This is a genomic window from Nocardia sp. XZ_19_231, from assembly GCF_015355705.1.
GTDB classification, from domain to species: Bacteria; Actinomycetota; Actinomycetes; order Mycobacteriales; family Mycobacteriaceae; genus Nocardia; species Nocardia salmonicida.
This window is the reverse complement of sequence record NZ_JACUZI010000001.1, coordinates 414,080-439,730: the sequence shown is the minus strand read 5'-3', so window position 1 is coordinate 439,730 and position 25,651 is coordinate 414,080. Positions and strand designations below refer to the sequence as shown.

The window sequence follows — 25,651 nt, the reverse complement described above, 5'->3', positions numbered from 1 at the left end:
CCTTGTCAGATCGAGGGCACCGGAGTCGCCACCACATCGGGCGCGTCGGTGCTGGTGTAGTCGAAGGTGATGTCGCCCCAGGTGTCGAGTGCGGCCTGCAGCGGCGCGCAGTGCTTGGCGGCGTTGCGCAGCACGCCGGGCCCCTCCAGCAGCAGGTCGCGACCTTCGTTGCGCGCCTTGACCATTGCCTCGAGCGCGACCCGGTTGGCCTCGGCGCCCGCGGCGATGCCGTAGGGGTGGCCGATGGTGCCGCCACCGAACTGCAGGATCACGTCGTCGCCGAACAGGTCGAGGAGCTGGTGCATCTGGCCGGCGTGGATGCCGCCGGAGGCCACCGGCATCACGCCCGGCATCGAGATCCAGTCCTGATCGAAGAAGATCCCGTTGCCGAGATTCCTCGGAACATCGTTGTCGCGCAGAGTGTCGTAGAAACCGCGCGTGGTGGCCGGGTCGCCCTCGAGCTTGCCGACGACGGTGCCCGCGTGGACGTGGTCCACGCCCATCAGCCGCGACCACTTCGCGATCACCCGGAAACTCACGCCGTGGGTCTTCTGCCGCGTGTAGGTGGAGTGCCCGGCCCGGTGCAGGTGCAGCAGCAGCCCGTTCTCCCGGGCCCAGTGCGCCATGGACTGGATGGCGGTATAGCCGATGGTGAGGTCGATCATCACCACCACGCTGCCGATCTCCTTGGCGAAGTCGGCCCGCCGATACATCTCCTCCATGGTTCCGGCGGTGACATTGAGGTAATGGCCCTTGATCTCGCCGGTTTCGGCCATCGCCCGGTTCACCCCCTCCATCGCGTAGAGGAAGCGGTCACGCCAGCGCATGAAGGGCTGGGAGTTGATGTTCTCGTCGTCCTTGGTGAAGTCGAGGCCACCGCGACAGGCCTCGTAGACCACCCGCCCGTAGTTGCGGGCCGACAGGCCGAGCTTGGGCTTGATCGTGGCGCCGAGCAGCGGACGACCGTACTTGTTGAGCATCTCCCGTTCCATGACGATGCCGTGGGCGGGGCCCTGGAAGGTCTTGGTGTAGGCGACGGGGATGCGCATGTCTTCCAGGCGCAGGGCTTTGAGCGGCTTGAATCCGAAGACGTTGCCGATGATCGAGGAGGTCAGGTTCGCGATGGAGCCTTCCTCGAAAAGGTCGATGTCGTAGGCGATGTAGGCGAAGTACTCACCGGGCCTGCCGGGAACTTCGTCGACCTGGTACGCCTTGGCCTGGTAGTGGCTGTTGGCGGTGAGACGGTCGGTCCACACGACAGTCCAAGTGGCGGTGGATGATTCGCCCGCGACGGCGGCCGCGGCCTCGATGGGGTCGACGCCGTCCTGCGGGGTGACGCGGAAGACGGCGAGAACGTCGGTGTCCTTGGGAACGTAATCGGGGTTCCAGTAACCCATTCCGGCGTAACTCTGTACACCCGGATCCCACCGCTCTTTCGTCGCCGGGCCCTCGTTCTCGATCATCGTCATCGCCGTTCCTCTCGGGTCACGCCTACGAAGCTCTCTCAGTGTGTGGCCAGGACTGTTCAACGACAATGGAATCTTTGCTGAGCATTGTTAAGACATAATTGAACGATGTTCGCCAGCCCCGACCTGCCCGCCGCCGCCACCTGGGGTCGGCTGCGTACCTTTCTGGCCGTGTACGAAACCGGCAGCGTGCGAGCCGCGGCCGAGACGCTGCACGTGACGCCACCGGCGGTGTCGGCCGCGATCGCCGCGCTGGAAGACGCGTTGGGCACCAGGCTTTTCGGGAAGGCCGGCCGTGGCATCGTGGCGACCGATTCGGGCGAGATCTTCGCGGGATATGTGCGCAGATTGCTCGGGCTGCTCGCCGAAGCGGCGGGAGCGGTGCACGATGCCGACCGCGGGCGGGTGCGGATCGGCGCGGTCGCGACGGCCAGTGAGTACGTGCTCCCGGTGCTGATGGCCACGTTCGCCCGAGCCCATCCGCATGTCGAGCTGTCGCTGTCGGTGCTCACGCGCGGCGAACTGTTCGCTCGCGCCGCCGACCACGTCTTCGATATCGCCCTGGCCGGTCGACCGCCGCGTGGGTCCGGGCTGGTCACCGCCGCCCAGCGTTCGAACCGCCTGCTGGTGGTCGGACGGCCCGGCCTGGTCGGCGACCCGCTCACCACGCCCTGGTTGCTCACCGGGATCGGCTCCGGCACCCGCGATACCGCTCTGTCGTTGCTGAGCCGGTTGCAGGCCGCGCCGCCGCTGCTCACCCTCGGCACCTCGGGCGCCGCGGTAGCCGCCGCGCGGGAAGGGCTGGGGGTCACGCTGGTGCACGAGGAAGCGGCGCGCGAGCAACTGGCTTCGGGGGAACTCGTCTCCTACGGCGTGGCGGGAACACCCCTCGATCGGCCCTGGCACGTCTGCACGACCCCGGAACCGACCTCGGCGACCCGGTTGTTCGTGGCCCATCTGTGCGATCCGGAGCAGGTGGGCGCGGCCGCATTTCACACCCGCTCTCGCCCGAAGGGGTGAGGACGGCGGGGCGGGGCGCCCCCATGCTGTTCGTCATGACGACACTCCCCGCCACCGCCCTCGCCGACGTCGCCCAGCAGCTCACCAGCGGCGGCCGCGGCATTCTCGCCGCCGACGAGTCGATCAAAACCATGTCAACGCGCCTGGAACAGGAGGGTGTTCCCGCGAGCGCGACCGCCCGTCGCGACTATCGCGAACTGCTGCTCACCACCGAGGGCCTGTCGGCGTCGATCAGCGGAATCATCCTGTGCGACGAGACATTCGGCCAGGATCTCGCCGACGGGCGCCCCTTTCCGATCGCGGCGCGCGAACTCGGCGTCCTGCCCGGCATCAAAGTCGACACCGGCCCCACCGCACTGCCCGGTCATGGCGGTGCGCTGATCACCGAAGGGCTCGACGGACTCGGCGCGCGGCTGGCCTCCTACGCCGATCGCGGGGCCGCGTTCGCCAAGTGGCGGGCGGTGTTCGACGTGCACACGATCACCCCCTACTCCGCCGGCGCCAACGGGCACGCGCTGGCCCGCTACGCCGCGCTGTGTCAGCAGCACGGCATCGTCCCGATCGTCGAGCCCGAGGTGCTGTGCACCGGCGACCACGACCTGGCGGCCTCGGAGAAGGCGACTCGCCTCGCCCTGAGCGCGCTGTTCACCGAACTCGTCGACGCCGGGGTGGATCTCACCGGCATCGTGCTCAAGCCGAACTTCGTCACCCCTGGTCTGGACGCCGCGCCCGTCCCGTCCGCCGAGGTCGCGGCCGCCACCTGCACGGTGTTGCGCGAGCTGGTGCCCGCCGACGTGGCGGGAATCGCCTTCCTGTCCGGTGGGCATCCGACTGCGCGCGTGTGTGCGTTCCTGAGTGAACTCGCCGCCCTCGACGAACGGCCGTGGCCTGTGACATTCTCCTTCGGACGCGCGCTCGTGAGCGCGGCCCTGCACACTTGGGGTGGATCAGTGACCGAAGTTGGCGCAGCACAACAGGTTCTGCTCGAAAACTGCCGCGACGCCGCCGAGGCCACTGGGCACGCCATGTAGGTGGGCTTGCCGAGCACTCGGTGCGCGCGGCCGCAACGCGCAGCGGCGGCGCCGCCCCTCGGGCACCGCTGCTGCGTCCGTTGACTACTTCAGCGGTAGTTCCACCAGCAAGGTGGTTCCGCGTCCGTGCATCGACTCCACGCGCAGCGAAGCTTCGATGATGGCGCAACGCTCGGCGATCGAGGTCAGGCCGAAGTGCTGTTCGCCGTCGGTGTCGGTGGCACGGTTGGCGCGGCGCTGCGCCGGGTCGAAACCCTCACCGTCATCGGAACATCCGAGGATGACCGAGTCGCCGACCCGGCGAAGCGAGAGCACGATCCGCTGTGCCCCGGCATGTTTCACGGCATTGGCGAGGGATTCCTGTGCGATCCGGTACAGCGTGGCGGCGGCGTAGTCGGGGATGTCGTCGATCGCGGCGGCGTGGTCGACGAGGAACTCGATCGTCGGGGGCCCGTCGCTGCTCGCCGCGCGCACCAGCGATTCGATCGCGGCGACCAAGCCGAGGTCGTCGAGAACCAGGCTGTGCAGGCCCGAGATCGCCGCCCTGGTCTCGTTGTAGGCGAAATCGGCCAGCTCGCGGGCACTCACGAGTTCGGCGCGGGCTCTGGCGAGGTCGCGCAGGCTGGCCTCGTCGGCGACATCGACGTGGGCGAGGAGTTCGGAGACGGTGAGGTCGGCGGCCGACAGATGGAACGACATCGAGGCCAGGGCGGTGGTGACGCCGTCGTGCAGGTCGAAGGCGATGCGTCGGCGTTCGGCTTCCTGCGCGGTGATCGCCTGCTCGACCAGACGATCCCGCTCGGTGCGTTGCCGGTTCACGGTGCGGAACAGCCGCTGCGCGTGTAACCACAGGCCGAGCACGGCGGCATACTGTTGCGCGGCGTCGAGGTCTTGCTGCCCGAACGGGTTGCGCGGCCCACGGTGCACGGCCAGCACGCCGACCACGTCACCTTCCAGCCCCGGCAGCGGCAGACACATCCGCGCCACCGTTTGCTGAGGTTCCAGGCGTAAAAGCCTGCGGTGCAAAGCATTACGTGGCGAGTCGCTGTCGAGCAGCACCGGTTTGCGGGTGCGGGCCACCAACCCGGTCACCCCGAATCCCACCTGCAGCCGCAAGGAACTCGCCGAGGGATGCGCGGGCCACATATCCACGATGCTCAGATCCTGGCCGTCGACCGCGTAGAGCAGTACACCTTCGGCACCGAGCCGTGGGGCCAGCTCCGCCGCCGTGGGGACCGCGCCGCCCGCATTGCTCACCGGAACAGCCCCTCCCGCAACGCGACCGCGATCGCGCCGCTGCGATCGGACACGCCCAGCTTGCGATACAGACCCCGAATATGGGTTTTCACGGTGTCCTCGCTGACCACCAGCTTGCTCGCGACCGCCCGATTGGAGTGACCGGATACCAACAGCCCCAACACTTCCGATTCACGCTGGGTCAGCCCGAGATGCGCGCCGGACCAGAACTGGCCCGCGCTGAGCCTGGCCGCGGCCAGCGCCACCCGCCCGGCCAGCGCGGCGTCGACCACCGTCTCGCCCTCGCGGACCCGGCACAGCTGGGCGACGAGTTCGCGCCCGTCGACGCGCTTGAGAATGTAACCGGAAGCCCCGACCCGCAAGGCCTGATACAGGTAGTGCTCGTCGTCGTAGACAGTGAGCAGTACGACCTTGGTGTCGGGGTATTGCAGGGTGATCTGGCGGCACAGGTCGAGGCCGCTGGCCTTGCCGATGCGCACATCGCACAGGACGATATCGGGCCGATGTTCGGCCACCATCCCCAAAGCGGCAGTGTCGGTAGTGGATTGGCCGACGATCACGACCTCGTCGGGAAAGTGGCCGAGCATGGCGTCGAGCCCGTGCAGCACCATCTCGTGATCGTCGACGAGCACAAGCTTCAACGGGGTCGGAGGTAACTCCGGCATTCCTCCACCCTACGGCGACCGACATCGCGGTTACCGGCATTGACGAGATCTCACCCGGGTGCCCACCCCCGAGGGGGAGTGCCCGGCCGCGCCGATGCGGTCCGATGAACTGACCCGATCAGAAAGGCCGCGCCATGCCGGAGTCCTCAGTTCGTCGGCCACTCATAGTGCCGTCGGTATTGCCCGCCGATTTCGCCTGTCTCGGCGAGGAAGTGGGTGATCTGTGCGCGGCGGGCGTCGACCGGATCCAATGGGACGTGATGGACGGCGTGTTCGTCCCCAATCTCACCTTCGGGCCCGATGTCATCGCGGCGGCGCGGTCGCACAGCACCGTCGCCTTCGAAGCGCACCTCATGGTGGTGAATCCCGATGCGCTGCTCACCGAGTACATCGACGCGGGGTGCGAACTGATCATCGTGCACGCCGAAGCCTGTACGCACCTGCATCGCACGCTCGCCAGAATCCGCGATCTCGGGGTGCGCAGCGGTGTCGCGCTCAATCCGCACACCCCCGCCGAGGTCGTCGCGCACGTGCTGGCCGAGACCGATTTGATCCTCGCCATGACGGTGAATCCAGGGTTCGGGGGGCAGGCCTACATTCCGGCCGTCGAACCGAAGATCGCGCGGTTGCGCCGGATGATCGAGGAGTCCGGTCGGTCCATCGAGCTCGAAGTGGACGGCGGGATCACGGCCGACACGATCGGGGGCGCTGCCGCGGCGGGCGCCGATGTCTTCATCTCCGGCTCGTGGATGTACGGCTATCCCGAAGGCAAAGCGGCCGCGGTCAAACGGCTCCGCGAAGCCGCCACCTGCGCGCGAGAGGCAGTTCGATGACCGACATCGCACCACCGACCTTCGCGCCCTCGGTGCGCACCGATCTGCTCGCCATCGATACCCTGCGATTCCTCGCGGCCGACATGGTGGAGGCCGCCCAGTCGGGCCACCCCGGCATGCCGATGGGGGCGGCGCCGATGGCGTGGACGCTGTGGAGCCGACACCTACGCCATGACCCGGCCGACCCCGAGTGGGCTGATCGGGACCGGTTCGTACTCTCGGCTGGGCACGGCTCCGCGCTGTTGTATGGACTGTTGCACCTGTTCGGGTACGACCTGCCCGTCGAGGAATTGCGGCGGTTCCGCCAGTTGGGGTCGCGGACGCCGGGTCATCCCGAGTTCGGTGACACGCCTGGCGTGGAGTGCACCACCGGGCCGTTGGGTCAGGGGCTGGCGATGGCGGTGGGGATGGCCCTGGCCGAGCGGATGACCGCGGCCCGGTATCCGGAGATCACCGGGCATCGCACGTACGCGATCGTCGGCGACGGGTGCTTGATGGAGGGTGTCAGTCACGAAGTCTCTTCGTTCGCGGGGCATTTGGGGCTCGGCGGGTTGATCGTGCTCTGGGACGACAACGAGATCACCATCGACGGTGCGGTCGGGCGTTCGTGTAGTGACGACCAGGTGGCACGGTTCGCGGCCTATGGGTGGCATACCGAGGTGGTGGCCGATGGGACCGATATCGAGGCGATCGATGCCGCTCTGCACCGCGCGAAGAGCGATCCGCGGCCGAGCTTCCTCGCGGTGCGCACGGTGATCGGCCATGGTGCGCCCGGTGTCGCAGGCACCTCCAAGGCCCATGGTTCCCCACTGGGAGCGCAGCGATTGGCGCAGGCCAAAGAGCTTGCGGGATGGACTCTTCCGCCGTTCGCGGTGCCGGAGCAGGTGGGCGCGATGTGTGCCGTGCTCGCGTCGATCGGCGGCGAGGAACATGCGACCTGGCTCGAGGAATTCGCGGCGTTCGACGCTGCCGCTCCAGAGCGTGCGGCCGAGTTCCGGCGTGCCCGTGCGCGCCTGCTGCCCGTGGGTTTGCCGGCCGCGCTGGAAGCCGTGGCGGCGGACGCACCGCGGGCCACCAGACAGTCCTCGCAGGCGTGTTTGCACGCGGCGCTGTCGATGATGCCGGAATTGGTGGGCGGGTCGGCCGACCTGGCCGGGTCGACCGGCACGGAGTGTGGCGACGTGGTCCGTCGCGCCGACTTCACCGCCGGTGCCATCGCTTTCGGCATTCGCGAGTTCGGGATGGCGGCCGTTCTGAACGGGATGAGCCTGCACGGCGGGTTCCGGGTCTTCGGCAGTACCTTCCTGGTGTTCGCCGACTATCTGCGGCCCGCGCTGCGGTTGTCGGCATTGATGGGGCAGCCGGTGATCTATGTGCTGACCCACGATTCGATCGCGGTCGGTGAGGACGGGCCGACACACCAGCCCGTCGAGCACGTCGAGTCGCTGCGGGTGATTCCCGGGGTACAGGTGTTGCGGCCGGCCAATGATGCGGAGACCGTTCTCGCCTGGGAACTCGCGCTCTCGCGCGTCGACGGGCCTACCGCGCTGATTCTTTCCCGCCAGTCACTGCCCCAGCTCGACACCGCTGGGGACGGCACCGGGCCACGAATTGTCGACGGTGCCGAGGTCAGGCGCGAGGCAACCGAACCGGAGGTCGTCACCACACGCGGCATCGAAATCGTCGCTACCGGCTCGGAAGTCGCACTGGCAGCGGCTGTCGCCGACCAGCTACGGACCGAGGGGCACGACGTGCGGGTGGTGTCGGCGCTGGATCGTTCCCGCTTCACCCCTGATGTCTCGGCGCACACGATCAGCATCGAGGCGGGCAGTACCGCGGGCTGGGCGGGGCTGGCGGACCTGACGATCGGCATCGACGAGTTCGGGCACAGCGGACCCGGTGACGAGGTGCTGGCCCACCACGGATTCACCGTGGAGTCCGTACTCGACCGGATTCACGAATACCTGGACGGCGCACGATGACTCCGCTGCGTGCGGTGATCTTCGATGTCGACGGCACTCTGGTCGACAGCGAACGAGACGGCCATCGGGTGGCCTTCAACACGGCATTCGCCGAGGCGGGGCTCCCCGACCGCTGGGATGTCGAGGAGTACGGGAAGCTACTGAAGGTCGCCGGTGGCGCGCAACGGCTGGCGTTCTGGTTCGAACAGCACGCCATGCCCGCCGAGCAAGCACGCGAGCTCGCGCACAAGGTGCACCGCACCAAGACCCGCATCATGCGACAGATGGCCTCGGACGGGCACATTCGGGCCCGGCCGGGTGCGCGGGAGCTGATCGAGCGGCTCCGGTCTCGTGGCGTTCGGTTGCATGTGGCGACCACCGGCACCCGCGCGTGGGTCGAGCCCTTGCTGAAGCACGCTTTCGGTGAGCCGTTCGACACCGTGACCACCGGAACCGAAGTGCCCGTGCTGAAACCGAGCCCCGCGGTATATCTGGACGTGCTGATCCAGACCGGCCTGTCCGCCGAGCAAGCAGTAGCAGTGGAAGATTCGGCGAACGGCGTGCGGTCCGCGGTGGCGGCGGGGCTGCGGTGCGTGGCCGCGCAGAACGCGTACACGCGCACCGACGACCTCTCGGCAGCGGTGCTCGTCGCCGATGGGCTCGATGACCCGGAGCTGGTGACCTGGTTCGACGACCACCTCGCGTGAGGTGGTCGTCGAACCCGCTCAGCGGGTGCGGCCGCGACGTTCCATGAGCCGAAACAGCATCGGCGTGAAGATCAGCTGCATCGCCAGGTCCATCTTCCCGCCCGGACACACGATCGTGTTCGAGCGGGACATGAACGAGTCGTGCAGCATCGAGAGCAGATACGGGAAGTCGATGCCGTGCGGATCGGCGAACCGGATCACCAGCATCGATTCATCCGGAGTCGGAATCGTGCGGGCGACGAACGGATTCGAGGTATCCACCACGGGAACCCGCTGGAAGTTCACGTGGGTGCGGGAGAATTGCGGGCACATGAAGTTCACGTAGTCGTGCATGCGGCGCAGGATCGTCTGGGTCACCGCTTCGGTGGAGTAGCCGCGCTTGTCCTTGTCGCGGTGCAACTTCTGGGTCCACTCGAGGTTGATCACGGGCACCACCCCGATGAGCAGGTCGGCGTACTGCGCGACGTCTACCTGCTCGTTGGACACCGCACCGTGCAAGCCCTCGTAGAACAGCAAGTCGGTGCCGGGGCGGATCTCCTCCCACGGCGTGAACGTGCCCGGCTCCTGGTTGTAGGGGGCGGCTTCTTCCTTGTCGTGCAGGTACTTTCGCACCCGCCCCGCGCCGGACTCACTGTAACCACGAAACAACTTCTCCAGCTCTTCGAACAGGTTCGCCTCGGGACCGAAGTGACTGAAGGTGTGGTCGCCGTCGGACAACGCCCGCGCCAGTTCCTCCTTCATGCCGACCCGGTCGAACTTGTGGAAGCTGTCGCCCTCGACGTACGCGGCATCGATGCCTTCCCTGCGGAAGATCTGATCGAATGTGCGCATCACCGATGTTGTTCCGGCACCGGATGATCCGGTGATGGCGACGACTGGGTGCTTGGCGGACATGAATCTCCTCCTCAGGTGGTGGAACGGTAGAGACCGCGTAGACCGAACAGCGGGCTCCACTGGCCGTCGGGCTCCTCGGCCGCTTCGGCGTGGTAACTCACGATGCGGGCTACCTCGTCGCGGGAACCGAAAATGAAGGCGATCCGCTGGTGCAGCTCGGTGGGGGTGACCTCGAGGATCCGGTCACGACCGGTCGAGGCGAGACCCCCTGCCTGCTCGATCAGGAAGGCGATCGGATTGGCCTCGTAGAGCAGGCGCAACCTGCCCTCTTTGGACGGGTCCTTCGAGTCGCGCGGGTACAGGAACACGCCGCCGCGGGTCAGGATGCGGTGGGTTTCGACCACCAGCGACGCCACCCAGCGCATGTTGAAGTCCTTCTCGCGCGGGCCCGTCGCGCCCGCCAGGCATTCATCGATGTAGCGGCGCACGGCCGGTTCCCAGAAGCGGCGGTTGGAACTGTTGACCGCGTACTCCGACGTGGACTCCGACAGGCGCAGATTCAGTCCGGTCAGGAAGAACTCGCCCAGCTCGGGATCGAGGGTGAAGGCGTGCACACCGGTGCCGACGGTGAGCACGAGTTGCGTCGCGGGACCGTAGATCGCATAGCCCGCGGCGACCTGCTCGGTGCCGGGCTGCAGGAAGTCCTGCCTCGTCGCGTCCACGCCGGGGGTCGGTGCGCGCAGGATCGAAAAGATGCTGCCCACCGCGACATTCACGTCGATATTGGACGAGCCGTCGAGTGGATCGAAGGCGAGCAGGTATTTGCCGCGCGGATAGTCGGGTGGGATCGGGTAGGGGTCGTCGAGTTCCTCCGACACCATGCCGGCCAGGTGGCCGCCCCACTCGCATGCGTGCAGGAAGAGGTCGTTGGCGACCACGTCGAGCTTCTGCTGCTGCTCACCCTGCACGTTCACCACTCCGGCGCCGCCGAGGACACCGGTGAGCGCACCCGAGGCGATGCGCTTGGAGATCGCTTTGCAGGCCAGTGCGACGTCGAGGATCAGGGAATTGAGTTCACCGCTGGAACCAGGATGGCGGCGGCGCTCTTCGATGAGGAATTGGGTCAACGTCGTGCGATCGGTCAGCATCATTCGAGGACACCACCGAACCCCCCGGGTGGACATCCACCCGGGGGGTGAACCGCAGGGGTGGTTCCCGGCGATTCGTCACCTCAGAAGGCAGGCACGGCCTCGGCGACCGGCTTCGCTTCGGCGCTGTCCCGCTTGCGCAGGACGGTGGCGCTGATGACAAGCGCTGCGGCGAGTAGACCGGCCGCGACCGTGAACGCCAGCCGGTAACCGCTGGTCATGGCCACGGCGTCGGAGGCGCCGGCCACCAGTTCGGTGCCGGTCCGCGCGGCGGCCAGGGTGGACAGAACCGCGACACCGATCGCCATGCCGACCTGCTGCGTGGTGTTGAACAGCCCCGAGGCCAGGCCCGCGTCGTCGGCTTCGGCGCCCGACATGCCCAGCGCGGTGAGTGCGGGCAGCACCAGCCCGCCACCGGAGACGGCCACCATCACCGGCAGCACGTCGGTGAGGTAACCAGCGTCGACGGGCAGCCGCGTCAGCCACGACATCCCGGCCAGCAGCAGCACCAGACCGGCGATGAGCACGGTCCGCTCGCCGAAGCGGGTGATCAGGCGGGCAGAGGCGAACAGTGACACCCCGCCGATGGCGACGGCGGCGGGCAGCATGGCGAGGCCGGTCTGCAAGGCGTTGTAGCCCAACACCTTCTGCAGGTAGAGCGCGACGATGATCTGGAAGGCGAACATGGCGGCCAGGGTGAGCATCTGGACCACATTGGCGCCGGAGACCGTGCGGGAGCGGAAGATTCGCAGCGGCAGCAGCGGGTTGACCGCGGTGGCCTGACGGACGACGAAGGCGACGAGCAATGCGGCGGCCAGCGCGCCGAGGCCGAGGGTGTGTGTCGAGACCCAGCCGTAGCGTTCGACCTCGACGACGGTGTAGATGCCGAGCATCAGACCGGCAGTGACCAGAGCGGCGCCGAGCACATCGGCACCGGCGGACCAGCCGAGACCACGGTCGGTGGGCAGTGCCTTGACCGCCACCAGCACCGTCAGCGCGCCGATCGGCACATTGATCAGGAAGATCCAGTGCCAGTTCAGCGCATCGGTGAGCACACCACCGAGCACCTGGCCGATCGAGGCGCCCGCCGCGCCGGTGAAGCTGAAAACACCGATGGCCGTTGCCCGTTGGCGTGGCTCGGTGAAGATCGTCACCAGGATGCCGAGCACCACCGAGGCGGCGATCGCGCTGCCGACGCCCTGCAGGAATCGGGCCGCGATCAGCACGGCGGGGGTGGTCGCCACGCCCGCCAGCACCGACGCGGCGGTGAAAACGACAGTGCCGGTGACGAACATCGTCTTGCGGCCGATCAGGTCACCGAGGCGCCCGGCCAGCAGGAGCAGACCGCCGAAGGCGATCAGGTAGGCGTTCACGGTCCAGCTCAGACCAGCGGGCGAAAAGCCGAGGTCCTCCTGGATCGCCGGCATGGCGACGGTGACGATGCTGCCGTCGAGGATGGTCATCAGCATCGCGGCCGACAGCACCGCGAGGGCGGTGCGCTGGGACTTTGTCATGGGCATCTCCTGCTAGAAGCGAACAAGAGAGACCGTACTAGATAGTTTCGTAATAGACAATCTATAACGGACTATTGTCTGGCTCGGCGCGCGGGAGCAGCCTCGACCACCGCCGACAAATGCCCCTCCACCAGGTGATTCAGCGCCCGCACCAGAGATTCGCGCTCAGCCTTCGGTAGCGAACCGAGCGCGCCCTGGTGGACGCCGTCGACGATTTCGGTGCTGCGCGCGGCGAGCTCCGCGCCCACGGGCGTCACGGAGATGATGCGAGCGCGACGGTCGGTGCTCGACGGTTTACGTTCGGCCAGACCCGCCTTCTCCAGCGCGTCGACGGTGACCACCATGGTCGTCTTGTCCATGTCGCCGAGCTCGGCGAGCTGAGCCTGCGTGCGTTCGGCTTCCAGCGCGTGGACCAGCACGCAGTGCATGCGGGCCGTCAGCCCGATTTCGGCCAGCGCCGCCGCCATCTGCGTGCGCAGGACGTGGCTGGTGCGGTCCAACAGAAAGGACAGATCGGGTTCGGTGCGCGTGGTCGCCAGGGCAGTCATACCGCCCACTATAGTTTCGTCATAGATAATCCGCATTCATCCATAACCCGGGGGAATGTTATCGGACTGCGGTCCGTTTAGAAGAGGACCGCATCCCGAAGAGAGGTTCACATGGAACTGGGGCTCACCACCTTCGCCGAGCTGTACCCCACCGGCGACCGGCCTGCGCCGACCGCCGCCGAGCGGCTGCGTCAGGTGGTCGACGAGGCTGTCGCGACCGAGGGCGCCGGACTCGATGTGTACGGCGTGGGCGAGCATCATCGCCGGGATTTCGCCGCGTCCTCCCCCGCTGTCGTCTTGGCCGCCGCTGCCGCCCGGACCGAGCGCATCCAGTTGACCAGCGCCGTCACCGTCCTCAGCTCCGATGACCCGGTGCGCGTGTACCAGGACTTCGCGACACTGGACGGGCTGTCGAACGGGCGCGCGGAGCTGATGGCGGGGCGCGGGTCCTTCACGGAGTCGTTCCCGTTGTTCGGATACGACCTGGCCGACTACGACGCGCTGTTCGAGGAGAAGCTGGCCCTGCTGCTGCGCGTGCGCGAGGAAGGCCCCGTCACCTGGACGGGCCGATTCCGGGCGCCGCTGCACGACGCGACGGTGTATCCGCGCACCGACGATCGCCCCCTGCCGGTGTGGATCGCGGTCGGCGGCAGTCCCGAGTCGGTGATTCGCGCCGGGCTGCTCGGCCTGCCCCTCGCCATCGCGATCATCGGCGGTGAGCCCGCACGGTTCAAGCCGCTGGTCGAGCTGTATCACCGCGCGCTCGCCGAGGGCGGACACGAGAGGCAACCGGTGGCGGTGCACGCGCACGGCTATGTCGCCGATACCGACGCGCAGGCCGTTGCGCAGTTCTACGAGCCCTACGCACTGGCCATGTCGACCATCGGCCGCGAGCGCGGCTGGGGTCCGATGACGCGGGCGCAGTTCGACGCCCTGCGCTCGCAGAACGGTTCGCTGTTCGTCGGCACCCCCGACTATGTGGCGAGCAAGATCGCCGAGGTCCGCGACACCCTCGGCCTCGATCGCTTCATGCTGCACACCAGCGTGGGCACGCTGCCGCCCGAGCAGGTGCTGCACAGCATCGACCTGCTCGGCACGAAAGTAGCGCCGCAGGTGCGGTGAGTGTCGATCCAGCGCCGGGCGGCGCTATTCGAGGGCCGAGTCGACGCCGGTGATCCGCGCGGCGCGACGTTCTCGTCTGCGTCGGAGGTAGCGGCGGATTCGGCTGGCGCACAAGTAGACCACCGATAATCCGATCACCAGCAGCACAGCCGCGATCACCGCGGCCAGCACCGGGAAGAACACCGCCAGGGTGATGACGCCGCCGACCGTGACGTCTTCGGCGGTGCTCATCACGACATTGGTCACCGGTTCCGGGGAGGTGTTGATCGCCATCCGGGTGCCCGCTTTGACGATGTGACTGAGCAAGGCGGTGGTACCACCGACCGCCGCGGCGAACATCGTGGGTAGCGAATCGTCCTGTCCCGCAATCAGGGCCGAGACGATCGCGCCCGAAGCAGGCCGGACCACGGTATGCACCGCATCCCAGAACGAGTCGAGGTACGGAATCTTGTCCGCCACCGCCTCGATCACGAACAGCGCACCGGCGGCAACGAGCACATCGGTGCGCTGCAGCCCCGGCGGCACGTCACCGGCCCACCCGATCCGCCCGAACAGCCCCAGCAGAAACACCACCGCATACGCGTTGATCCCGCTGGCCCAGCCCGCGGTGAAGATCAGAGGGAGTACCGACACAAGCCCAGCGTAAGCCCGTCCACCGACACAACCCGTCAACCGCATACCGCGATCACGGCGGGGCTGTCGTGCTGGGCGGTGCCCCGGGTCCATCGCCACCGCATGAGCTCGGCATACCGGCCCGCCCAGCGGCATTTCCGGATATTTGGCAGGTCGAAGATCGCGATAGAGTGACTGTTGATTGCGACGGAATCGCGAGTGCGACGGGGAGGGGATCGTGGTGCTGCGCGGCAGAGAGGCGATGTCCCGCGACGCGGCGGCGACGCGCGACATGTCGCTCCCGAAGCGCCTGCACGTCTACGGCGCCGTCTCCACCGCCCTGGCACTGCACAGCGATCATGCGTTGCGCGGGCTCGTGGATGCGGCCGTGCCGATCGGTTCCGGTATCGGCGGGAAATCAACGCTGATGGAGATCGCCGGAACTCCGGTTTTCGTGAAGCGAGTGCCCCTCTCCGACCTGGAGCGGCAGCCGGAACACGTCCGGTCCACGGCGAACCTGTTCGATGTGCCGCTGTTCTACCACTACGGCGTCGGCCTCATCGGAGTAGCGGGCTTCGGAGCCTGGCGCGAGCTCGCCGTGCACACCATGACGACGAATTGGGTGCTCGCCGCCGAACACGAGGGCTTCCCGCTGATGTACCACTGGCGGGTGCTGCCGGACACGACGCCGCTGCCGACCGAGCTCGCCGACATCGATCGCGCCGTCGCCTACTGGGACGGCCGACCCCAGGTACGCCGCCGGATCGAGGCCCTGCGTGACTCTTCGGCGAGCATCGCGCTGTTCCTGGAGTACATCCCGAACACCCTGCACGACTGGCTGAACGCACAGGTCGAGGCGGGCGATGAGGCCACCGACCAGGCCTGCGCCATGGTGGAGCGGGAGCTGGCCGCGGGCACCGCGTTCATGAACAGCCGTGGGCTCCTGCACCTCGACGCGCACTTCCAGAACATCCTGACCGACGGTCGACGCCTCTACTTCGCCGACTACGGCCTCGCGCTCTCCTCCGGGTTCGACCTCTCACCGCAGGAAGCCGCGTTCTTCGACCAGAACCAGAGCTATGACCGCGGTTTCACTCCCACCTACCTGGTGAACTGGCTGCTCACCGCCCTGTACGGGCTCCGGCGGGAAGACCGGCAGACACGCGCCGCGATGGTGCGCGCCATCGCCGAGTGCAAGCCGCCGGAGGGCATCCCCGAGGGAGCCGCCGCGCTCCTCACCCGGCAGGCGCCGGTCGCCGCGGCGATGTCCGCGTTCATGCGTAAGTTCCAGCAGGCGAGCCGGAGCACCCCATATCCGGACGGGGAGATCCGCCGCCTGCTGGACGACCAGGCCTCTGTGTTCGTTCAGCCGACGTGACGAACCTGGAAGGGGATGGGCTAGGCGGGATACCGCATACGCTGTGCTGCGGCTCAGTGTTGTGAACGTAAGGAGCAAGAGCGTGCCTCCGCCCCCTCGCAGTCGCCGTCTGCCCAGCACAGTGTGGCTACTTCGAGCTTGTCGGCCCGAAGTTGAATTCCGAGGGTTGGAGAATGACGAACCCCTCGCCGAGGAATCGCACCTGCGCTACCTCACCGGAGCCGCCGCGCAGCATCGATCCGAAACTCTGGGTGCGCACGATGGAGGTCTGCAGGCCCGAGGACCAGCCGATCAGGGCATCGGAATCGGCGAACACCGGCTGCTGGTGGCTGACGGGGACGACGATCGGCTGACCGTGGCTCGTGATCGCCAGCCGACCCTGCCCCTGGAACACACAGTTGAACAAACCGCCGCCGACGAAAGCACCGGCACCGGCACCGGAAACCATCTGGATGTCGTAGCCGAGAGTGGGCTCGTAGACGAGGATGTGTTTGCCGTTGATCGAGAGCGAATCCCCGGGATCGAGGTCGATCAGAAAGCAATCCGAGGCATGGTGGGCGAACCAGACCTCGCCCTGCCCGCGGCAACTCATCAACGGCACCCCCTCGCCCGTTGCGAACCGCTTGACCAGGTTGCCCAGACCCTGGCTCTTGACCTCGAACGCGAACTGCCCGCGGTAGCCGATCATGGCGCCTTGGCGGGCATACACCTCGCCGTTGACGCACGCCTTCACAGACTTCGAGTGCTGCAGCGTGAGGCCGAGCTGGGTGGCCTGCTGGGCCGTATTGTTCGCGTGGAAGATATCGCTACGCATGCGGGTCGGTGCTCCTGAACGATTGCGGGCGAAGCCTGTTCGGACCCCGGGACTTGTGCTCGGTCGTCGGATCCGATCCGCCTCTACTGCCGAGCGCTCCCACGATACCGACCCTCCGGATCGGTGACCACAAGTTGACAATCGGCCTCTCCAAACGAGCAATCAAGTCGGGCCGTTGATTTCGGACCTGCCGGATGGCCGGTTCGACCAGTGTGGGGAACCTGTCGAGGGGCCGGGCAGGAAGTCGATGACCACTACATAGTCTCGGTCGTAACTGTCGAGGTCATCGGATAGCCAGCTTTCATCGGTCCGGATCCGATGAAATCTGAACGTGCCGTTGGTTTCGTTGGTCGCGACGATGCATCGCAGCGGAATCGGCGTACTCAATTCACCGGCCAGCCGCCCGACCTCCCGAGCCAGTGCGACCCCTTGTCGAAGCAGGGTCCGCTGCGCGTCGACACCTATAATCGGCCCCTCGGCATACGTACTCGCCACGGGCACACGATCTTCCAGGTGGAAGACAGTATGGAAGCACTCCCACCCGGTGAGGTCGAAGTGACGCCCTGGTGCGTCATCAGCGTGTGCAGGAACCGGGGCCCAGCACACCACCTCGCCGCGGCATCCGATCCCGCCGTCCACCCATCGACGCAAGCCGGACGCCAGGCCTTCTTCTGGATCCAGGCCGCCGAAGCCGTCTCGCAGACCGAGCAGTTTCGCCGCTCGGTCGTTCATCGTCACCGTAAACACGATCAAAGCTACCGCTCGTACCGGCACACCACGGTGACCGCGAGGTTCGGTATGCGGCGTGCAATTTGTCTTCTTGCGCCGCGGCTCGACTCAGGGGGCTGCAATTTCGATGATGTAGATCGAGTTGCCGTCCGGATCGGTGAACGGTGCTTTCCGGCCTGCCGCGCCGCCGGGCCCGACGAGGATGAACGGTCCGGGATCGAGATCTCGCGAAGCGATTTCGGCAATCACGCCGTTCAGGTCGGACACGGCGATGTTCACCAGAGCCTGACCAGCATGCTCGGGATCGACCACGATGTAGACGAAGGCCATGTCGCTCAGCTGCCACATCGCCTCGACTCCCGGCACCACCACGAAGTCGGCCGCACGTCCGAACAAGCGGCCGTACCAGCTGTCTGCGGCCGCGAAATCGGTCACGGCCAGGCCGAAGAACAAGGAGTTGATGTCCATACCTCTATGGACTACCTGATAGCGGCAAATTCATCGCTGACCTCGGCTCGGGAATCCAGACGTTTTGTTTGCCCAGGGTGATCACTTTGGCCATCGCGAACGCGTAATGTCACCCTTCGTGCCAACTGGCGGTAGCAAACAGGTTCGCGCTGCGCGCAAGCGCAAGAAGCGGATGGCGCAGGTCATCCACGACCTCACCGATGCGCAGTGGGAGGCACTCAAGGCGTCCTGGGGCGGGTGCGCGTACTGCCGCTCCCCCGCCACCTCGCTACAGAAGGACTGCGTGCAGGCCATCTCGCGTGGCGGCCGCTACACCCTCGGCAACGTCGTACCCGCGTGTGGGTCGTGCAACGCCAGCAAGTGCAACGCCGAGGTGACCAGCTGGCTGCGGCGCAAGAAGCTCGACGAACGCTCGTTCCTCGTGCGCCACTACGAGATCGCGACCGAGCTCACTTCCCGGTTCGCCTAATCGCGCGCGCCACGCGGCACCACGGCCCGAGACCATGTCGGGCCTTTGACTTTCGCGCCTGGTGGATGCCAGGTTCGCGACATGTGTGGATAGTCGGGGCTGGAATCGAGTTCGCGGCAGTGGCGAGGTCAGTAGTTGAAGTCCGGCGCGTCGACGGGAACGACTGGGGGCCAAGGGTTGTGGTGTAGGTCGCGTGCGTGAATGGGAGTCCCGTGGAACCATCCGTGGGTGCGGTCCGTCGGAGTGGTCTCGTGGTCGTCGATGTAGTCCAGATGTAGCCAGGACCATTGCTGGTGGGCTGGGCAGGGGCCGGTGCGCAGACGGGGGTCGGTTACTACGTCGGATTCGACAAGGACGTCGAGGTGGTAGGCCGCGGAGAACCACCGTGCGGTGTCACGCTCGGCTGGTCGGGAGTCGCGATGCCAGGTGGTACTCAGTGCGCGGTCGTCGCCGAGTCCGCCGGCGCCGATCGAGCGAGCGGCCAGGCGGCGGACGACCGGAGCGGATTCGGCCAGGTCCGCGCACAAGCCCTGGGTGACAAGGGAATTGGCGTAGTGCCCGGGTCCGTTCACCGAGATCATCACCCCGCCCGGTATTCGGCGGTCGTGATGTCGGCGCAGGTGGGCACCGGTGTGGAATAGCTGCACACTGCCTTTGAACAGCCGCAGGACACCGTCACGCCCGCGCAGCGGGAGGGCCTCGGTGTAGATCACGTCGGGGCGAATAGGCGCCAGTTCGGTGAGATACAGGGAGGCCAGTTCGGTACACAGCCGGGCGAATTCGGGGCCGGGTCGGGCATGGGCGAAGCGACGGCTGTTGAAAATTACGAGGAAGGCACTACTTTCCCCGCGTGCGGCGCGTTCCTTCCAGTTCCGTCGGCCCGCGGCGATCGCGGCGGCGACCGCGTGCGGTCCGGCCGCGAGCACCTCCTCATCGATCCAGCACAGATTCATCGCCAACCCGTGGGCGGGTGTGCCGGACTTCGTAGCCATCCGGCCGAAGATGCACGGCTGGTGTCGTGCGACCCAAGCGAGGAACGCCTCGCGTTTCGTGTCCACACCGGCATCGGACAGCAGAACCTCATGGACAGCGTCGATGTCGGGACCGAACGACGTCCCGGTGGGGTACTGAGGGAGTTCGGACAGCGCGTCGAGCGAGATACCAGCCGGAATCGGTGTCATCGTTGCCTCGGTGTCGGGGGCGATGAAGCTCTGGACCGCGCAAGTCTGCCCTGCGGACTTGCCGATCGCACGCCGCCACTCCGGGCGCGAGAGCGGTGGTGATACTCAGGTACTTCCTGGCCGACCTGAATTCGGGCGAGGCACGGCAGTCGACAGATGCGGACGTTCGCGACGACGCGATAGGCGGCAAAGGCGTGCGTTCGGTCGACACCGGTAAGGGTGCCAACGAGATTGGGGTCTTCGCGCAATGGCCTCTGCGTAACTAATTTTGCAGGCGACTGAAACACAGGAGCGCGCGTGGTCACCGGATCGTGCCGCAAGTCGATACCTCGGAGGTCCCCATGCGCCGTACTGTCCAGCTTGCTGTGATCGGAGCAGTCACGGCCGCGGTCCTTTCCGCAGGCGTCGGCCACGCGGTCGCAGAGACCGGTTCCCTCGATTCCGGCTCAGCGTCGCCTGAGATCGCGAAGCGGAACCTGCAATGGCTACTCGGGATGACCGGCTCCTGGACCAACCCGTGCGTCCCGCTGGAACCTTGCTTCACCTCCTCTCAGTGAAGGGTCGGCCTGGCACCAGACGCCGGCAGAAGGTGGCGATTCGGTGTTACGTATCGGCCTAGGTAAGGGCAATGCGACTGTGACCCTTCGCGTACTCCCCGCCCACGGGACCTCATTCTCCATGGGTGTCCATATGGACGACGGATGGCGAGAGTTGGTATCCGAGACGACCTCGGTGTGCGGTCTGGATGCCCACAGGACCACCGGGATTTCCCCCATCTCGAATGGAGACCTTTACAAGGACTTCCTCGGATTTTCCTACGATGTAGGCGAAATGAGTTACCCGATCATAATGTCCGCCCAGGCCCCTGCCGCCGATCGGGACACGTACCGACCCGATTTCGGCACCTTCGTCAACGGGCTGGAAATTGTGGCGCGACGCACGTTCTGAGACGGCGTCTGCTGTTCAGCGTCCACGCTCGCCGAAACTGCCCTAAGGCACCAGCAGTCGTTCAAGAGCTTCGTCGATCGGATAGTCCACCAGCAACCAGGTGTCGATGTTGTCGACGCCTCCGCTGGTCGGCCTCCACGCAATGGCTGCGCAAAGCTCAAGGGATTCACCGGATTCGAGGCCGGGGAGTCGCCATGTCAGCTGCCCTGGATCGCTGATGCCTACCGAGAACGGCGTGGTGTTGTGCGCCCAGGTAGGCGCCAAATGCTGTGTCCATCGCTGCGGCAGGTGCCGTCCGATTCGAGCATGGGCGTACAGCAAGTCGAGGTCCGGCCCGCCCATCGACAGCGTGGTAGTCGGTGAATCGACTGTGAGCGCAGCGAGGTGCTCACCACAGTCCGGCGCGACATCCGCGTCGGCGGGCATCCCCGTTATCTGAGCACGTAGCTCGAGTTCGGGAGTGGTCGCGGTTGCGTGAATCTGCCATACGACTGCCCAGAGAGCTGCCACTGCACGATCGGCGAAATGCCGTCGGCGGAGGACCCGGCCGACAATAAGGTCGACAGTCGCATTCTGCTGATTCCATCTGTAAACGGTGGCTCCCGAGGGCAGTTGCCATGCAGAGGTCCTGCCCCCAGCCACCGTTGGCCCGAGTCGGGTCGTGAAGACGACGGCTCCGACCGGGGTAACGATCTCCGCCACGCCTACCTGTGGTTCCTCCTCTAGCTGAAGCATGGCCTCATGATCCTCAGCCTTCGCGACAGGAACAACTTCAAATCGACAGTGCGGACGTTCGTGACCGCGCGCCCAGCGGCATGACAGTGCATTGCGTACGTCAGCTAATCCGGTCCGCCCAGCACGATCGGCCGGTAGGCCAGTGCCTTGTCCACGATCTGCTCAGGAGTCAGCGGAGGGTCGGAGAAGTCCCAGAAAATATGGTCGGAGATGTTTGGGTCCGCCACTGAATCTTGTAGCTGAGTAAGCCATTCACTCAGCTCCTCGTCGCTACCTTCGGCGCTTGCGATGCGCGCGACTAGTTCAATGAGTTGCTCGCGCTCGAGCTTGGCCATCCCGACTCCTGCCTCCTCGGTGCCTCACCGTTCATGATCGCAGCGGATTGATGAAACCCAGAACTCGAATTGCTCGGTCATCGGCAGATCAGTGCGTTGGTCGGCCGGCGCCGCCGGAATGGGTCGCGCGACTGGCCGAGGCTCACTCCGCCGGAAAACTGACATCGTCGCCTCCGCCGTGTCCCGGCGAAGACTGACGATTGAACGCTCGATATGCGGCATGGCTTTTCGTGCCGCCCGGTGAGGACAACGGCCCCACGCTCCTCTGATTCTCCTCCGGCCGCCGGTCTAGTGTCAGGTGACCGCGTCCGAGACAAAAGAATAGCTTCCGCACTGGTGGGGCTTTTGCCTTCACGCACAGCACATATAGGCGCTCGAAGTCATCGCGTACGGTTCGCCCGGCGCCGGCGGTGTGGTCGTGGGTTTCGTGAACACATCCGGCGGGCACGGCACCTGGACGCAGGATTCCAATACTTCCGGATGCTCCAACCACCATGTCACTCCCCATAACAGGGCCGCCAGCAACAGCACCGACGTGAATGCAATCTTGAACCACACCCATTCATGGTAGAGGAGAAGCCCGCCGATCGGCGGGTGCTATTCCTTTCCGCACGGGTCATACGGTACGCAAGCGAGCTGATCGAACGGCACGTTTCATCTACACAGAAGCCAAGGGCCGCAACGACATACAACTACTCCCCCGCGCCGTGCACGGCAAGACCAGGGCTGCGCAGACCCGATCCGGTGTCGCTGCCCGCGCCCACAGGCAGTTCGGTGACGATGGCGGGGATGTCGGCGACCGCCCCACTTGATCGACAGCGGGCTGCCGCACCATGCCGTGGGGCGGCTGTGGTGACCTCACCATATTATTCTCTGTTCGGGAAAAAAGTTTCTTGAAAGCGCGCACGGTGGGTGCGCGGAGTGCGAGTATGGGCTCCACAAGCAGCGACACATGAAGGGGTAGAACGATATTCGTCCTACCTCGCAGTCCGGTGCGCGGCAATCGGCCGGGCCCGGACAACACGCACGCTGAACACTGAATGAGGTTCCGATGTCATCGACCAAGTACCGGGTTGTCCAGTGGACGACCGGAAACGTCGGGAAGAGTTCCGCCCGGGCGCTCGCCGCGCATCCCGAGTTCGAACTGGTGGGCTGTTTCGCCTGGGCGGGAAGCAAGATCGGGAGCGACGTCGGCGAGCTGCTCGGCGGCGACCCGATCGGCATCCTGGCCACCGATGACGCCGACGCGCTACTGGCGCTGAAACCTGATTGCGTGGTCTACAACCCGATGTGGTTCGACGTCGACGAGGTGGTCCGCATCCTGTCCGCGGGCGTGAACATCGTGACCACGGCATCTTTCATCACCGGCCACAATCTCGGCGTCGATCGCGCGGAGATCGAACAGGCTTGCCGTCATGGCGGATCGAGCATCTTCGGTTCCGGGGTGAGCCCCGGCTTCGCCCAGCTGCTTGCCATCGTGGCGGGCAATGCCTGCGACCGCGTCGACAAGGTCACCATCTCCGAGTCGGCCGACACCACCTTCTATGACTCTCCGGCCACCGAGCGACCGGTGGGCTTCGGCACGCCGATCGATGACCCGAAGCTGGCGGGCATGGCCGCGCAGGGCACGGCCATCTTCGCCGAAGCCGTCCGTTTGGTGGCCGATGCCCTCGGGCTCGAACTCGACGAGGTCCGGTGCGTGGCCGAATATGCCCAGACCACAGCGGATCTGGACCTCGGGTCCTGGACGATCAGGAAGGGCTGCGTCGCCGGTGTGCACGCGAGCTGGCAGGGCCTGATCGGGGACCGGACGGTCATCGACATCAATGTCCGCTGGCGTAAGGGGCAGACCCTGGATCCGGACTGGAAGCTGGACGGGGACGGCTGGAAGATCACGATCGACGGACGACCCACGGTGAACATGACCGTCGGTTTCCTCCCGCCGCCGGACTTCCAGGCCGAAACCATCGCGGACTTCATGGTGCTCGGACACATCATGACCGCCATGCCCCCCGTGCACGCGATCCCGGCCGTGGTTGCCGCCGCACCGGGCATACTCACCTACACCGATCTGCCGCTGATCCTGCCGCGCGGCGTCGTCCGGCCGGTCTGAAGCCCTCGATCATGGCGAACCACCCACCCGGAAGCCGGGGGCTCACCGACTTCGCAGCTGTTCCAGGCCGACCAGGAGCACGGTCAACGCGAACTCGAGCTGATCACCGACAGGTCCGCCCGCGACCACTTCGCGGAGCAGCGGGAGTTCCTCCTCGCCCGCGGCCTGCAAGGCGCTGATCACCCCGGGCACGTCGGGATGCACCGGGTCCTTCGCCGACCGCACCGCGCTCAGACCTGCAGAGAAGGCCGTCTCGGTGATCAGGGTGAGTCCGCGACCCGCATCGTCGGTCGAGAAGCCCGCACCGACAAGCGCACGGAGCACACACTCCACGGGCCGCAGCGTGCCGAGTCCGACGGCGCCCGGCAGCCGGATGGAGGTTGACAGGGGGCCGACCCGGACGACCGCGTCACGCAGCGCCATCGCATACGAGCGGACCACCGCTTGCCAGTCGCGGCCGACCGGCAACGTGACCCGGGCCAATTCGGTCTCGAAGATGTCCAACGCCACCAGCTCGCGCAAACCCTCTCGATCTCCCACGTGGTAGTTCAGGGCTTTGGGATCGACGCCGAGCACCTCCGCGACCGCCTGCATCGTCAACGCTTCCGGGGCGAGTTCCCGTGCGGCACAGGTGATCAGTTCCCGGCTGATCCGGGCCGGACGGCCACGCCGCCGTTTGCCTGCACCGTCGACCACCTCGGGCGTCCCGGACGTTTCCCCACTCACCATGCCAGCCTATTGCCCGACAGATGCTCAGCGGTTGCCGGGATCGTGCCGCGAGCGATTCACTGCCGCGGTGTGCGACCGGGCACCGGCACCACGTGGATACCGGGATCGCTATCGGCGACGATGGAGGGATGAGCGAAGTGGTCGACACGCGCTCGGTGCGTACCGAGCGTCGAGCCCAACTCAGTGCGTTCCTCAAATCGCGTCGCGCCGAGATCGCCCCGGGTGATGTGGGCCTGGTGCCGGGCTCGCGTCGGCGCACACCCGGTCTGCGCCGCGAAGAGGTCGCGATGTTGGCCGGGGTCGGGGTTTCTTGGTACACGTGGCTCGAGCAGGGGCGGGAGATCACCGTGTCGGGTGAGGTGCTCGATGCGGTGGCGGGGGTGTTGCGGTTGAGTGAGCCGGAGCGGGGGCATCTGTATCTGCTCGCCGGGCTCAATCCGCCGCCTGCGGGTGGGTCGGCGACCGAGGTGAGTGTGGAGGTGCGGGCGGTGATCGACGGGTGGGAGCGCGGGCCTGCCATCGTGCGTGATCGGTACTGGAATATTTTGGCGTTCAACGTGCTCGCGGGGCGCGTGTTCGGCTGTGCGGACGGTGAACCGCACAACTGTCTGGTCACGTTCTTCACCAGTCCCAGGTACCGAGGACTGCCCGAACTGTGGGCCGAAGCCGCTCCCGGCGTGGTCGCCGCCTATCGCGCGGATGCGGCGCTGGTTCCGCACGACGGCGAATTCCAGCGTGTAGCAAAAGAACTCGCTGCTGCCGAGCCCGAGTTCGCCGAACTCTGGGAACGCCACGAGGTCGGCGCGCCGCTCCAAGCGGTGAACGCGTTGCATCACCCCGAAGTCGGTGATCTCTACTTCGACGCCACCACGCTCACCGTCGCCGATCACCCGAACTGGTCGCTGGTGCTCTACAACCCGAAACCGAATACCGATACGGCAGACCGTTTGGCCGCACTCCCGCGACTGCGTCTCTCCGAATCGGCGTGACCGTCTGCCACGCGTGAGCCGACGGTTTCACTTCCGGGTCGGGGC

The 25,651-nt window shown here is 66.5% G+C and carries 26 protein-coding genes; 11 read left to right on the top strand and 15 right to left on the bottom strand.

Annotated elements, in window-relative coordinates; all coding sequences use genetic code 11:
* Positions 1 to 5: 5 nt before the first annotated feature.
* The gene (locus IBJ82_RS01945; RefSeq protein WP_228536387.1) at positions 6 to 1,469 is read right to left on the bottom strand and encodes a form I ribulose bisphosphate carboxylase large subunit; all 1,464 of its coding nucleotides are present in this window, start codon (positions 1,467 to 1,469) and stop codon (positions 6 to 8) included.
* Positions 1,470 to 1,574: 105 nt separating this feature from the next.
* Here IBJ82_RS01945 and IBJ82_RS01940 point away from each other — a divergent pair, with 105 nt between their 5' ends.
* Both IBJ82_RS01940 and IBJ82_RS01935 read left to right on the top strand, forming a co-directional pair.
* A complete protein-coding gene (locus IBJ82_RS01940; RefSeq protein WP_194824230.1) occupies positions 1,575 to 2,486 on the top strand; it encodes a LysR family transcriptional regulator in 912 nt (303 codons plus the stop codon).
* Positions 2,487 to 2,521: 35 nt separating this feature from the next.
* A complete protein-coding gene (locus tag IBJ82_RS01935) occupies positions 2,522 to 3,517 on the top strand; it encodes a class I fructose-bisphosphate aldolase (RefSeq protein WP_194824229.1) in 996 nt (331 codons plus the stop codon).
* A gap of 84 nt (positions 3,518 to 3,601) precedes the next feature.
* Here the strand turns inward: IBJ82_RS01935 and IBJ82_RS01930 are convergent, their stop codons facing one another.
* Both IBJ82_RS01930 and IBJ82_RS01925 read right to left on the bottom strand, forming a co-directional pair.
* A complete protein-coding gene (locus tag IBJ82_RS01930; protein ID WP_194824228.1) occupies positions 3,602 to 4,774 on the bottom strand; it encodes a GAF domain-containing protein in 1,173 nt (390 codons plus the stop codon).
* A complete protein-coding gene (locus IBJ82_RS01925) occupies positions 4,771 to 5,439 on the bottom strand; it encodes a response regulator transcription factor (protein WP_194824227.1) in 669 nt (222 codons plus the stop codon). The genes IBJ82_RS01930 and IBJ82_RS01925 overlap by 4 nt, the downstream gene beginning before the upstream one ends.
* A 134-nt stretch (positions 5,440 to 5,573) precedes the next feature.
* On the opposite strand from IBJ82_RS01925, the gene rpe reads away from it, so the two are divergent.
* Genes rpe through IBJ82_RS01910 form a run of 3 tightly spaced genes read left to right on the top strand, consistent with a single transcriptional unit; the run spans position 5,574 to position 8,940 of the window.
* The gene (gene rpe, locus IBJ82_RS01920; protein WP_194824226.1) at positions 5,574 to 6,272 is read left to right on the top strand and encodes a ribulose-phosphate 3-epimerase; all 699 of its coding nucleotides are present in this window, start codon (positions 5,574 to 5,576) and stop codon (positions 6,270 to 6,272) included.
* Positions 6,269 to 8,254, top strand: a complete 1,986-nt coding sequence (gene tkt, locus IBJ82_RS01915) for a transketolase (RefSeq protein WP_194824225.1) — start codon at positions 6,269 to 6,271, stop codon at positions 8,252 to 8,254. The genes rpe and tkt overlap by 4 nt, the downstream gene beginning before the upstream one ends.
* Positions 8,251 to 8,940, top strand: coding sequence for an HAD family phosphatase (locus IBJ82_RS01910; protein WP_194824224.1), 690 nt, complete (start codon positions 8,251 to 8,253; stop codon positions 8,938 to 8,940). Before tkt ends, IBJ82_RS01910 begins: the two co-directional genes overlap by 4 nt.
* Positions 8,941 to 8,958: 18 nt before the next feature.
* Here IBJ82_RS01910 and IBJ82_RS01905 read toward each other — a convergent pair whose 3' ends face one another.
* From IBJ82_RS01905 to IBJ82_RS01890, 4 genes are all read right to left on the bottom strand, one after another.
* A complete protein-coding gene (locus IBJ82_RS01905) occupies positions 8,959 to 9,834 on the bottom strand; it encodes a phosphoribulokinase (RefSeq protein ID WP_194824223.1) in 876 nt (291 codons plus the stop codon).
* An 11-nt stretch (positions 9,835 to 9,845) separates the two neighbouring features.
* Entirely contained in the window at positions 9,846 to 10,925 is a 1,080-nt protein-coding gene (locus tag IBJ82_RS01900; protein WP_194824222.1) for a class 1 fructose-bisphosphatase, read from the bottom strand.
* 80 nt (positions 10,926 to 11,005) lie between these two features.
* Positions 11,006 to 12,436: a DHA2 family efflux MFS transporter permease subunit gene (locus tag IBJ82_RS01895; protein WP_194824221.1), complete on the bottom strand. Its 1,431-nt coding sequence runs from the start codon at positions 12,434 to 12,436 to the stop codon at positions 11,006 to 11,008.
* Between the two features lie 71 nt (positions 12,437 to 12,507).
* Complete coding sequence (locus tag IBJ82_RS01890) at positions 12,508 to 12,984, bottom strand: MarR family winged helix-turn-helix transcriptional regulator (protein WP_194824220.1); 477 nt, start codon at positions 12,982 to 12,984, stop codon at positions 12,508 to 12,510.
* Between the two features lie 111 nt (positions 12,985 to 13,095).
* Here IBJ82_RS01890 and IBJ82_RS01885 point away from each other — a divergent pair, with 111 nt between their 5' ends.
* Positions 13,096 to 14,106, top strand: coding sequence for an LLM class flavin-dependent oxidoreductase (locus IBJ82_RS01885; RefSeq protein ID WP_194824219.1), 1,011 nt, complete (start codon positions 13,096 to 13,098; stop codon positions 14,104 to 14,106).
* A gap of 24 nt (positions 14,107 to 14,130) precedes the next feature.
* On the opposite strand, the gene IBJ82_RS01880 is transcribed toward IBJ82_RS01885, so the two are convergent.
* Entirely contained in the window at positions 14,131 to 14,739 is a 609-nt protein-coding gene (locus IBJ82_RS01880; RefSeq protein WP_194824218.1) for a DUF4126 domain-containing protein, read from the bottom strand.
* A gap of 220 nt (positions 14,740 to 14,959) precedes the next feature.
* Here IBJ82_RS01880 and IBJ82_RS01875 point away from each other — a divergent pair, with 220 nt between their 5' ends.
* Positions 14,960 to 16,096: a protein kinase family protein gene (locus IBJ82_RS01875; protein WP_370585108.1), complete on the top strand. Its 1,137-nt coding sequence runs from the start codon at positions 14,960 to 14,962 to the stop codon at positions 16,094 to 16,096.
* 127 nt (positions 16,097 to 16,223) lie between these two features.
* Here IBJ82_RS01875 and IBJ82_RS01870 read toward each other — a convergent pair whose 3' ends face one another.
* The 3 genes from IBJ82_RS01870 to IBJ82_RS01860 all read right to left on the bottom strand — a co-directional run bounded on the left by IBJ82_RS01870 (position 16,224) and on the right by IBJ82_RS01860 (position 18,107).
* Complete coding sequence (locus tag IBJ82_RS01870; RefSeq protein WP_194824217.1) at positions 16,224 to 16,910, bottom strand: AIM24 family protein; 687 nt, start codon at positions 16,908 to 16,910, stop codon at positions 16,224 to 16,226.
* Positions 16,911 to 17,072: 162 nt separating this feature from the next.
* Positions 17,073 to 17,648 carry a hypothetical protein gene (locus tag IBJ82_RS01865; RefSeq protein ID WP_194824216.1) on the bottom strand — a complete coding sequence of 192 codons (576 nt, stop codon included), beginning with the start codon at positions 17,646 to 17,648 and terminating at the stop codon, positions 17,073 to 17,075.
* A gap of 99 nt (positions 17,649 to 17,747) precedes the next feature.
* Positions 17,748 to 18,107: a VOC family protein gene (locus IBJ82_RS01860; RefSeq protein ID WP_194824215.1), complete on the bottom strand. Its 360-nt coding sequence runs from the start codon at positions 18,105 to 18,107 to the stop codon at positions 17,748 to 17,750.
* A 118-nt stretch (positions 18,108 to 18,225) separates the two neighbouring features.
* Between IBJ82_RS01860 and IBJ82_RS01855 the strand changes: the two genes are divergently transcribed.
* On the top strand, positions 18,226 to 18,576 hold the full coding sequence (locus IBJ82_RS01855) for an HNH endonuclease (protein ID WP_370585107.1): 351 nt from the start codon (positions 18,226 to 18,228) through the stop codon (positions 18,574 to 18,576).
* A 128-nt stretch (positions 18,577 to 18,704) separates the two neighbouring features.
* Here IBJ82_RS01855 and IBJ82_RS01850 read toward each other — a convergent pair whose 3' ends face one another.
* A complete protein-coding gene (locus tag IBJ82_RS01850) occupies positions 18,705 to 19,757 on the bottom strand; it encodes a hypothetical protein (protein WP_194824213.1) in 1,053 nt (350 codons plus the stop codon).
* A 690-nt stretch (positions 19,758 to 20,447) separates the two neighbouring features.
* Between IBJ82_RS01850 and IBJ82_RS01845 the strand changes: the two genes are divergently transcribed.
* Entirely contained in the window at positions 20,448 to 20,705 is a 258-nt protein-coding gene (locus IBJ82_RS01845; RefSeq protein WP_194824212.1) for a hypothetical protein, read from the top strand.
* Between the two features lie 42 nt (positions 20,706 to 20,747).
* Here IBJ82_RS01845 and IBJ82_RS01840 read toward each other — a convergent pair whose 3' ends face one another.
* A complete protein-coding gene (locus IBJ82_RS01840; RefSeq protein WP_194824211.1) occupies positions 20,748 to 21,131 on the bottom strand; it encodes a hypothetical protein in 384 nt (127 codons plus the stop codon).
* A 413-nt stretch (positions 21,132 to 21,544) separates the two neighbouring features.
* A complete protein-coding gene (locus IBJ82_RS01835) occupies positions 21,545 to 21,775 on the bottom strand; it encodes a hypothetical protein (RefSeq protein ID WP_194824210.1) in 231 nt (76 codons plus the stop codon).
* Positions 21,776 to 22,826: 1,051 nt separating this feature from the next.
* On the opposite strand from IBJ82_RS01835, the gene IBJ82_RS01830 reads away from it, so the two are divergent.
* Positions 22,827 to 23,888: a dihydrodipicolinate reductase gene (locus IBJ82_RS01830; RefSeq protein WP_194824209.1), complete on the top strand. Its 1,062-nt coding sequence runs from the start codon at positions 22,827 to 22,829 to the stop codon at positions 23,886 to 23,888.
* A gap of 42 nt (positions 23,889 to 23,930) precedes the next feature.
* Here IBJ82_RS01830 and IBJ82_RS01825 read toward each other — a convergent pair whose 3' ends face one another.
* The gene (locus IBJ82_RS01825; protein ID WP_194824208.1) at positions 23,931 to 24,614 is read right to left on the bottom strand and encodes a TetR/AcrR family transcriptional regulator C-terminal domain-containing protein; all 684 of its coding nucleotides are present in this window, start codon (positions 24,612 to 24,614) and stop codon (positions 23,931 to 23,933) included.
* Between the two features lie 131 nt (positions 24,615 to 24,745).
* On the opposite strand from IBJ82_RS01825, the gene IBJ82_RS01820 reads away from it, so the two are divergent.
* Positions 24,746 to 25,606 (top strand): helix-turn-helix transcriptional regulator, encoded by an 861-nt coding sequence (locus IBJ82_RS01820; protein ID WP_194824207.1) that lies wholly within the window; start codon positions 24,746 to 24,748, stop codon positions 25,604 to 25,606.
* Positions 25,607 to 25,651 lie beyond the last annotated feature (45 nt).

What these genes read in the sequence shown, in the direction of transcription:
- IBJ82_RS01890 (WP_194824220.1), bottom strand. Translation starts at nt 12,984, where the DNA reads ATGACTGCCCTGGCGACCACGCGCACCGAACCCGATCTGTCCTTTCTG.
- IBJ82_RS01905 (WP_194824223.1), bottom strand. Translation starts at nt 9,834, where the DNA reads ATGTCCGCCAAGCACCCAGTCGTCGCCATCACCGGATCATCCGGTGCC.
- IBJ82_RS01900 (WP_194824222.1), bottom strand. Translation starts at nt 10,925, where the DNA reads ATGATGCTGACCGATCGCACGACGTTGACCCAATTCCTCATCGAAGAG.
- IBJ82_RS01845 (WP_194824212.1), top strand. Translation starts at nt 20,448, where the DNA reads ATGGACGACGGATGGCGAGAGTTGGTATCCGAGACGACCTCGGTGTGC.
- IBJ82_RS01910 (WP_194824224.1), top strand. Translation starts at nt 8,251, where the DNA reads ATGACTCCGCTGCGTGCGGTGATCTTCGATGTCGACGGCACTCTGGTC.
- IBJ82_RS01835 (WP_194824210.1), bottom strand. Translation starts at nt 21,775, where the DNA reads ATGGCCAAGCTCGAGCGCGAGCAACTCATTGAACTAGTCGCGCGCATC.
- IBJ82_RS01820 (WP_194824207.1), top strand. Translation starts at nt 24,746, where the DNA reads ATGAGCGAAGTGGTCGACACGCGCTCGGTGCGTACCGAGCGTCGAGCC.
- IBJ82_RS01945 (WP_228536387.1), bottom strand. Translation starts at nt 1,469, where the DNA reads ATGACGATGATCGAGAACGAGGGCCCGGCGACGAAAGAGCGGTGGGAT.
- IBJ82_RS01840 (WP_194824211.1), bottom strand. Translation starts at nt 21,131, where the DNA reads ATGCCCGCCGACGCGGATGTCGCGCCGGACTGTGGTGAGCACCTCGCT.
- IBJ82_RS01885 (WP_194824219.1), top strand. Translation starts at nt 13,096, where the DNA reads ATGGAACTGGGGCTCACCACCTTCGCCGAGCTGTACCCCACCGGCGAC.
- tkt (WP_194824225.1), top strand. Translation starts at nt 6,269, where the DNA reads ATGACCGACATCGCACCACCGACCTTCGCGCCCTCGGTGCGCACCGAT.
- IBJ82_RS01870 (WP_194824217.1), bottom strand. Translation starts at nt 16,910, where the DNA reads ATGCGTAGCGATATCTTCCACGCGAACAATACGGCCCAGCAGGCCACC.
- IBJ82_RS01940 (WP_194824230.1), top strand. Translation starts at nt 1,575, where the DNA reads ATGTTCGCCAGCCCCGACCTGCCCGCCGCCGCCACCTGGGGTCGGCTG.
- rpe (WP_194824226.1), top strand. Translation starts at nt 5,574, where the DNA reads ATGCCGGAGTCCTCAGTTCGTCGGCCACTCATAGTGCCGTCGGTATTG.
- IBJ82_RS01860 (WP_194824215.1), bottom strand. Translation starts at nt 18,107, where the DNA reads ATGGACATCAACTCCTTGTTCTTCGGCCTGGCCGTGACCGATTTCGCG.
- IBJ82_RS01895 (WP_194824221.1), bottom strand. Translation starts at nt 12,436, where the DNA reads ATGACAAAGTCCCAGCGCACCGCCCTCGCGGTGCTGTCGGCCGCGATG.
- IBJ82_RS01925 (WP_194824227.1), bottom strand. Translation starts at nt 5,439, where the DNA reads ATGCCGGAGTTACCTCCGACCCCGTTGAAGCTTGTGCTCGTCGACGAT.
- IBJ82_RS01935 (WP_194824229.1), top strand. Translation starts at nt 2,522, where the DNA reads ATGACGACACTCCCCGCCACCGCCCTCGCCGACGTCGCCCAGCAGCTC.
- IBJ82_RS01830 (WP_194824209.1), top strand. Translation starts at nt 22,827, where the DNA reads ATGTCATCGACCAAGTACCGGGTTGTCCAGTGGACGACCGGAAACGTC.
- IBJ82_RS01850 (WP_194824213.1), bottom strand. Translation starts at nt 19,757, where the DNA reads ATGACACCGATTCCGGCTGGTATCTCGCTCGACGCGCTGTCCGAACTC.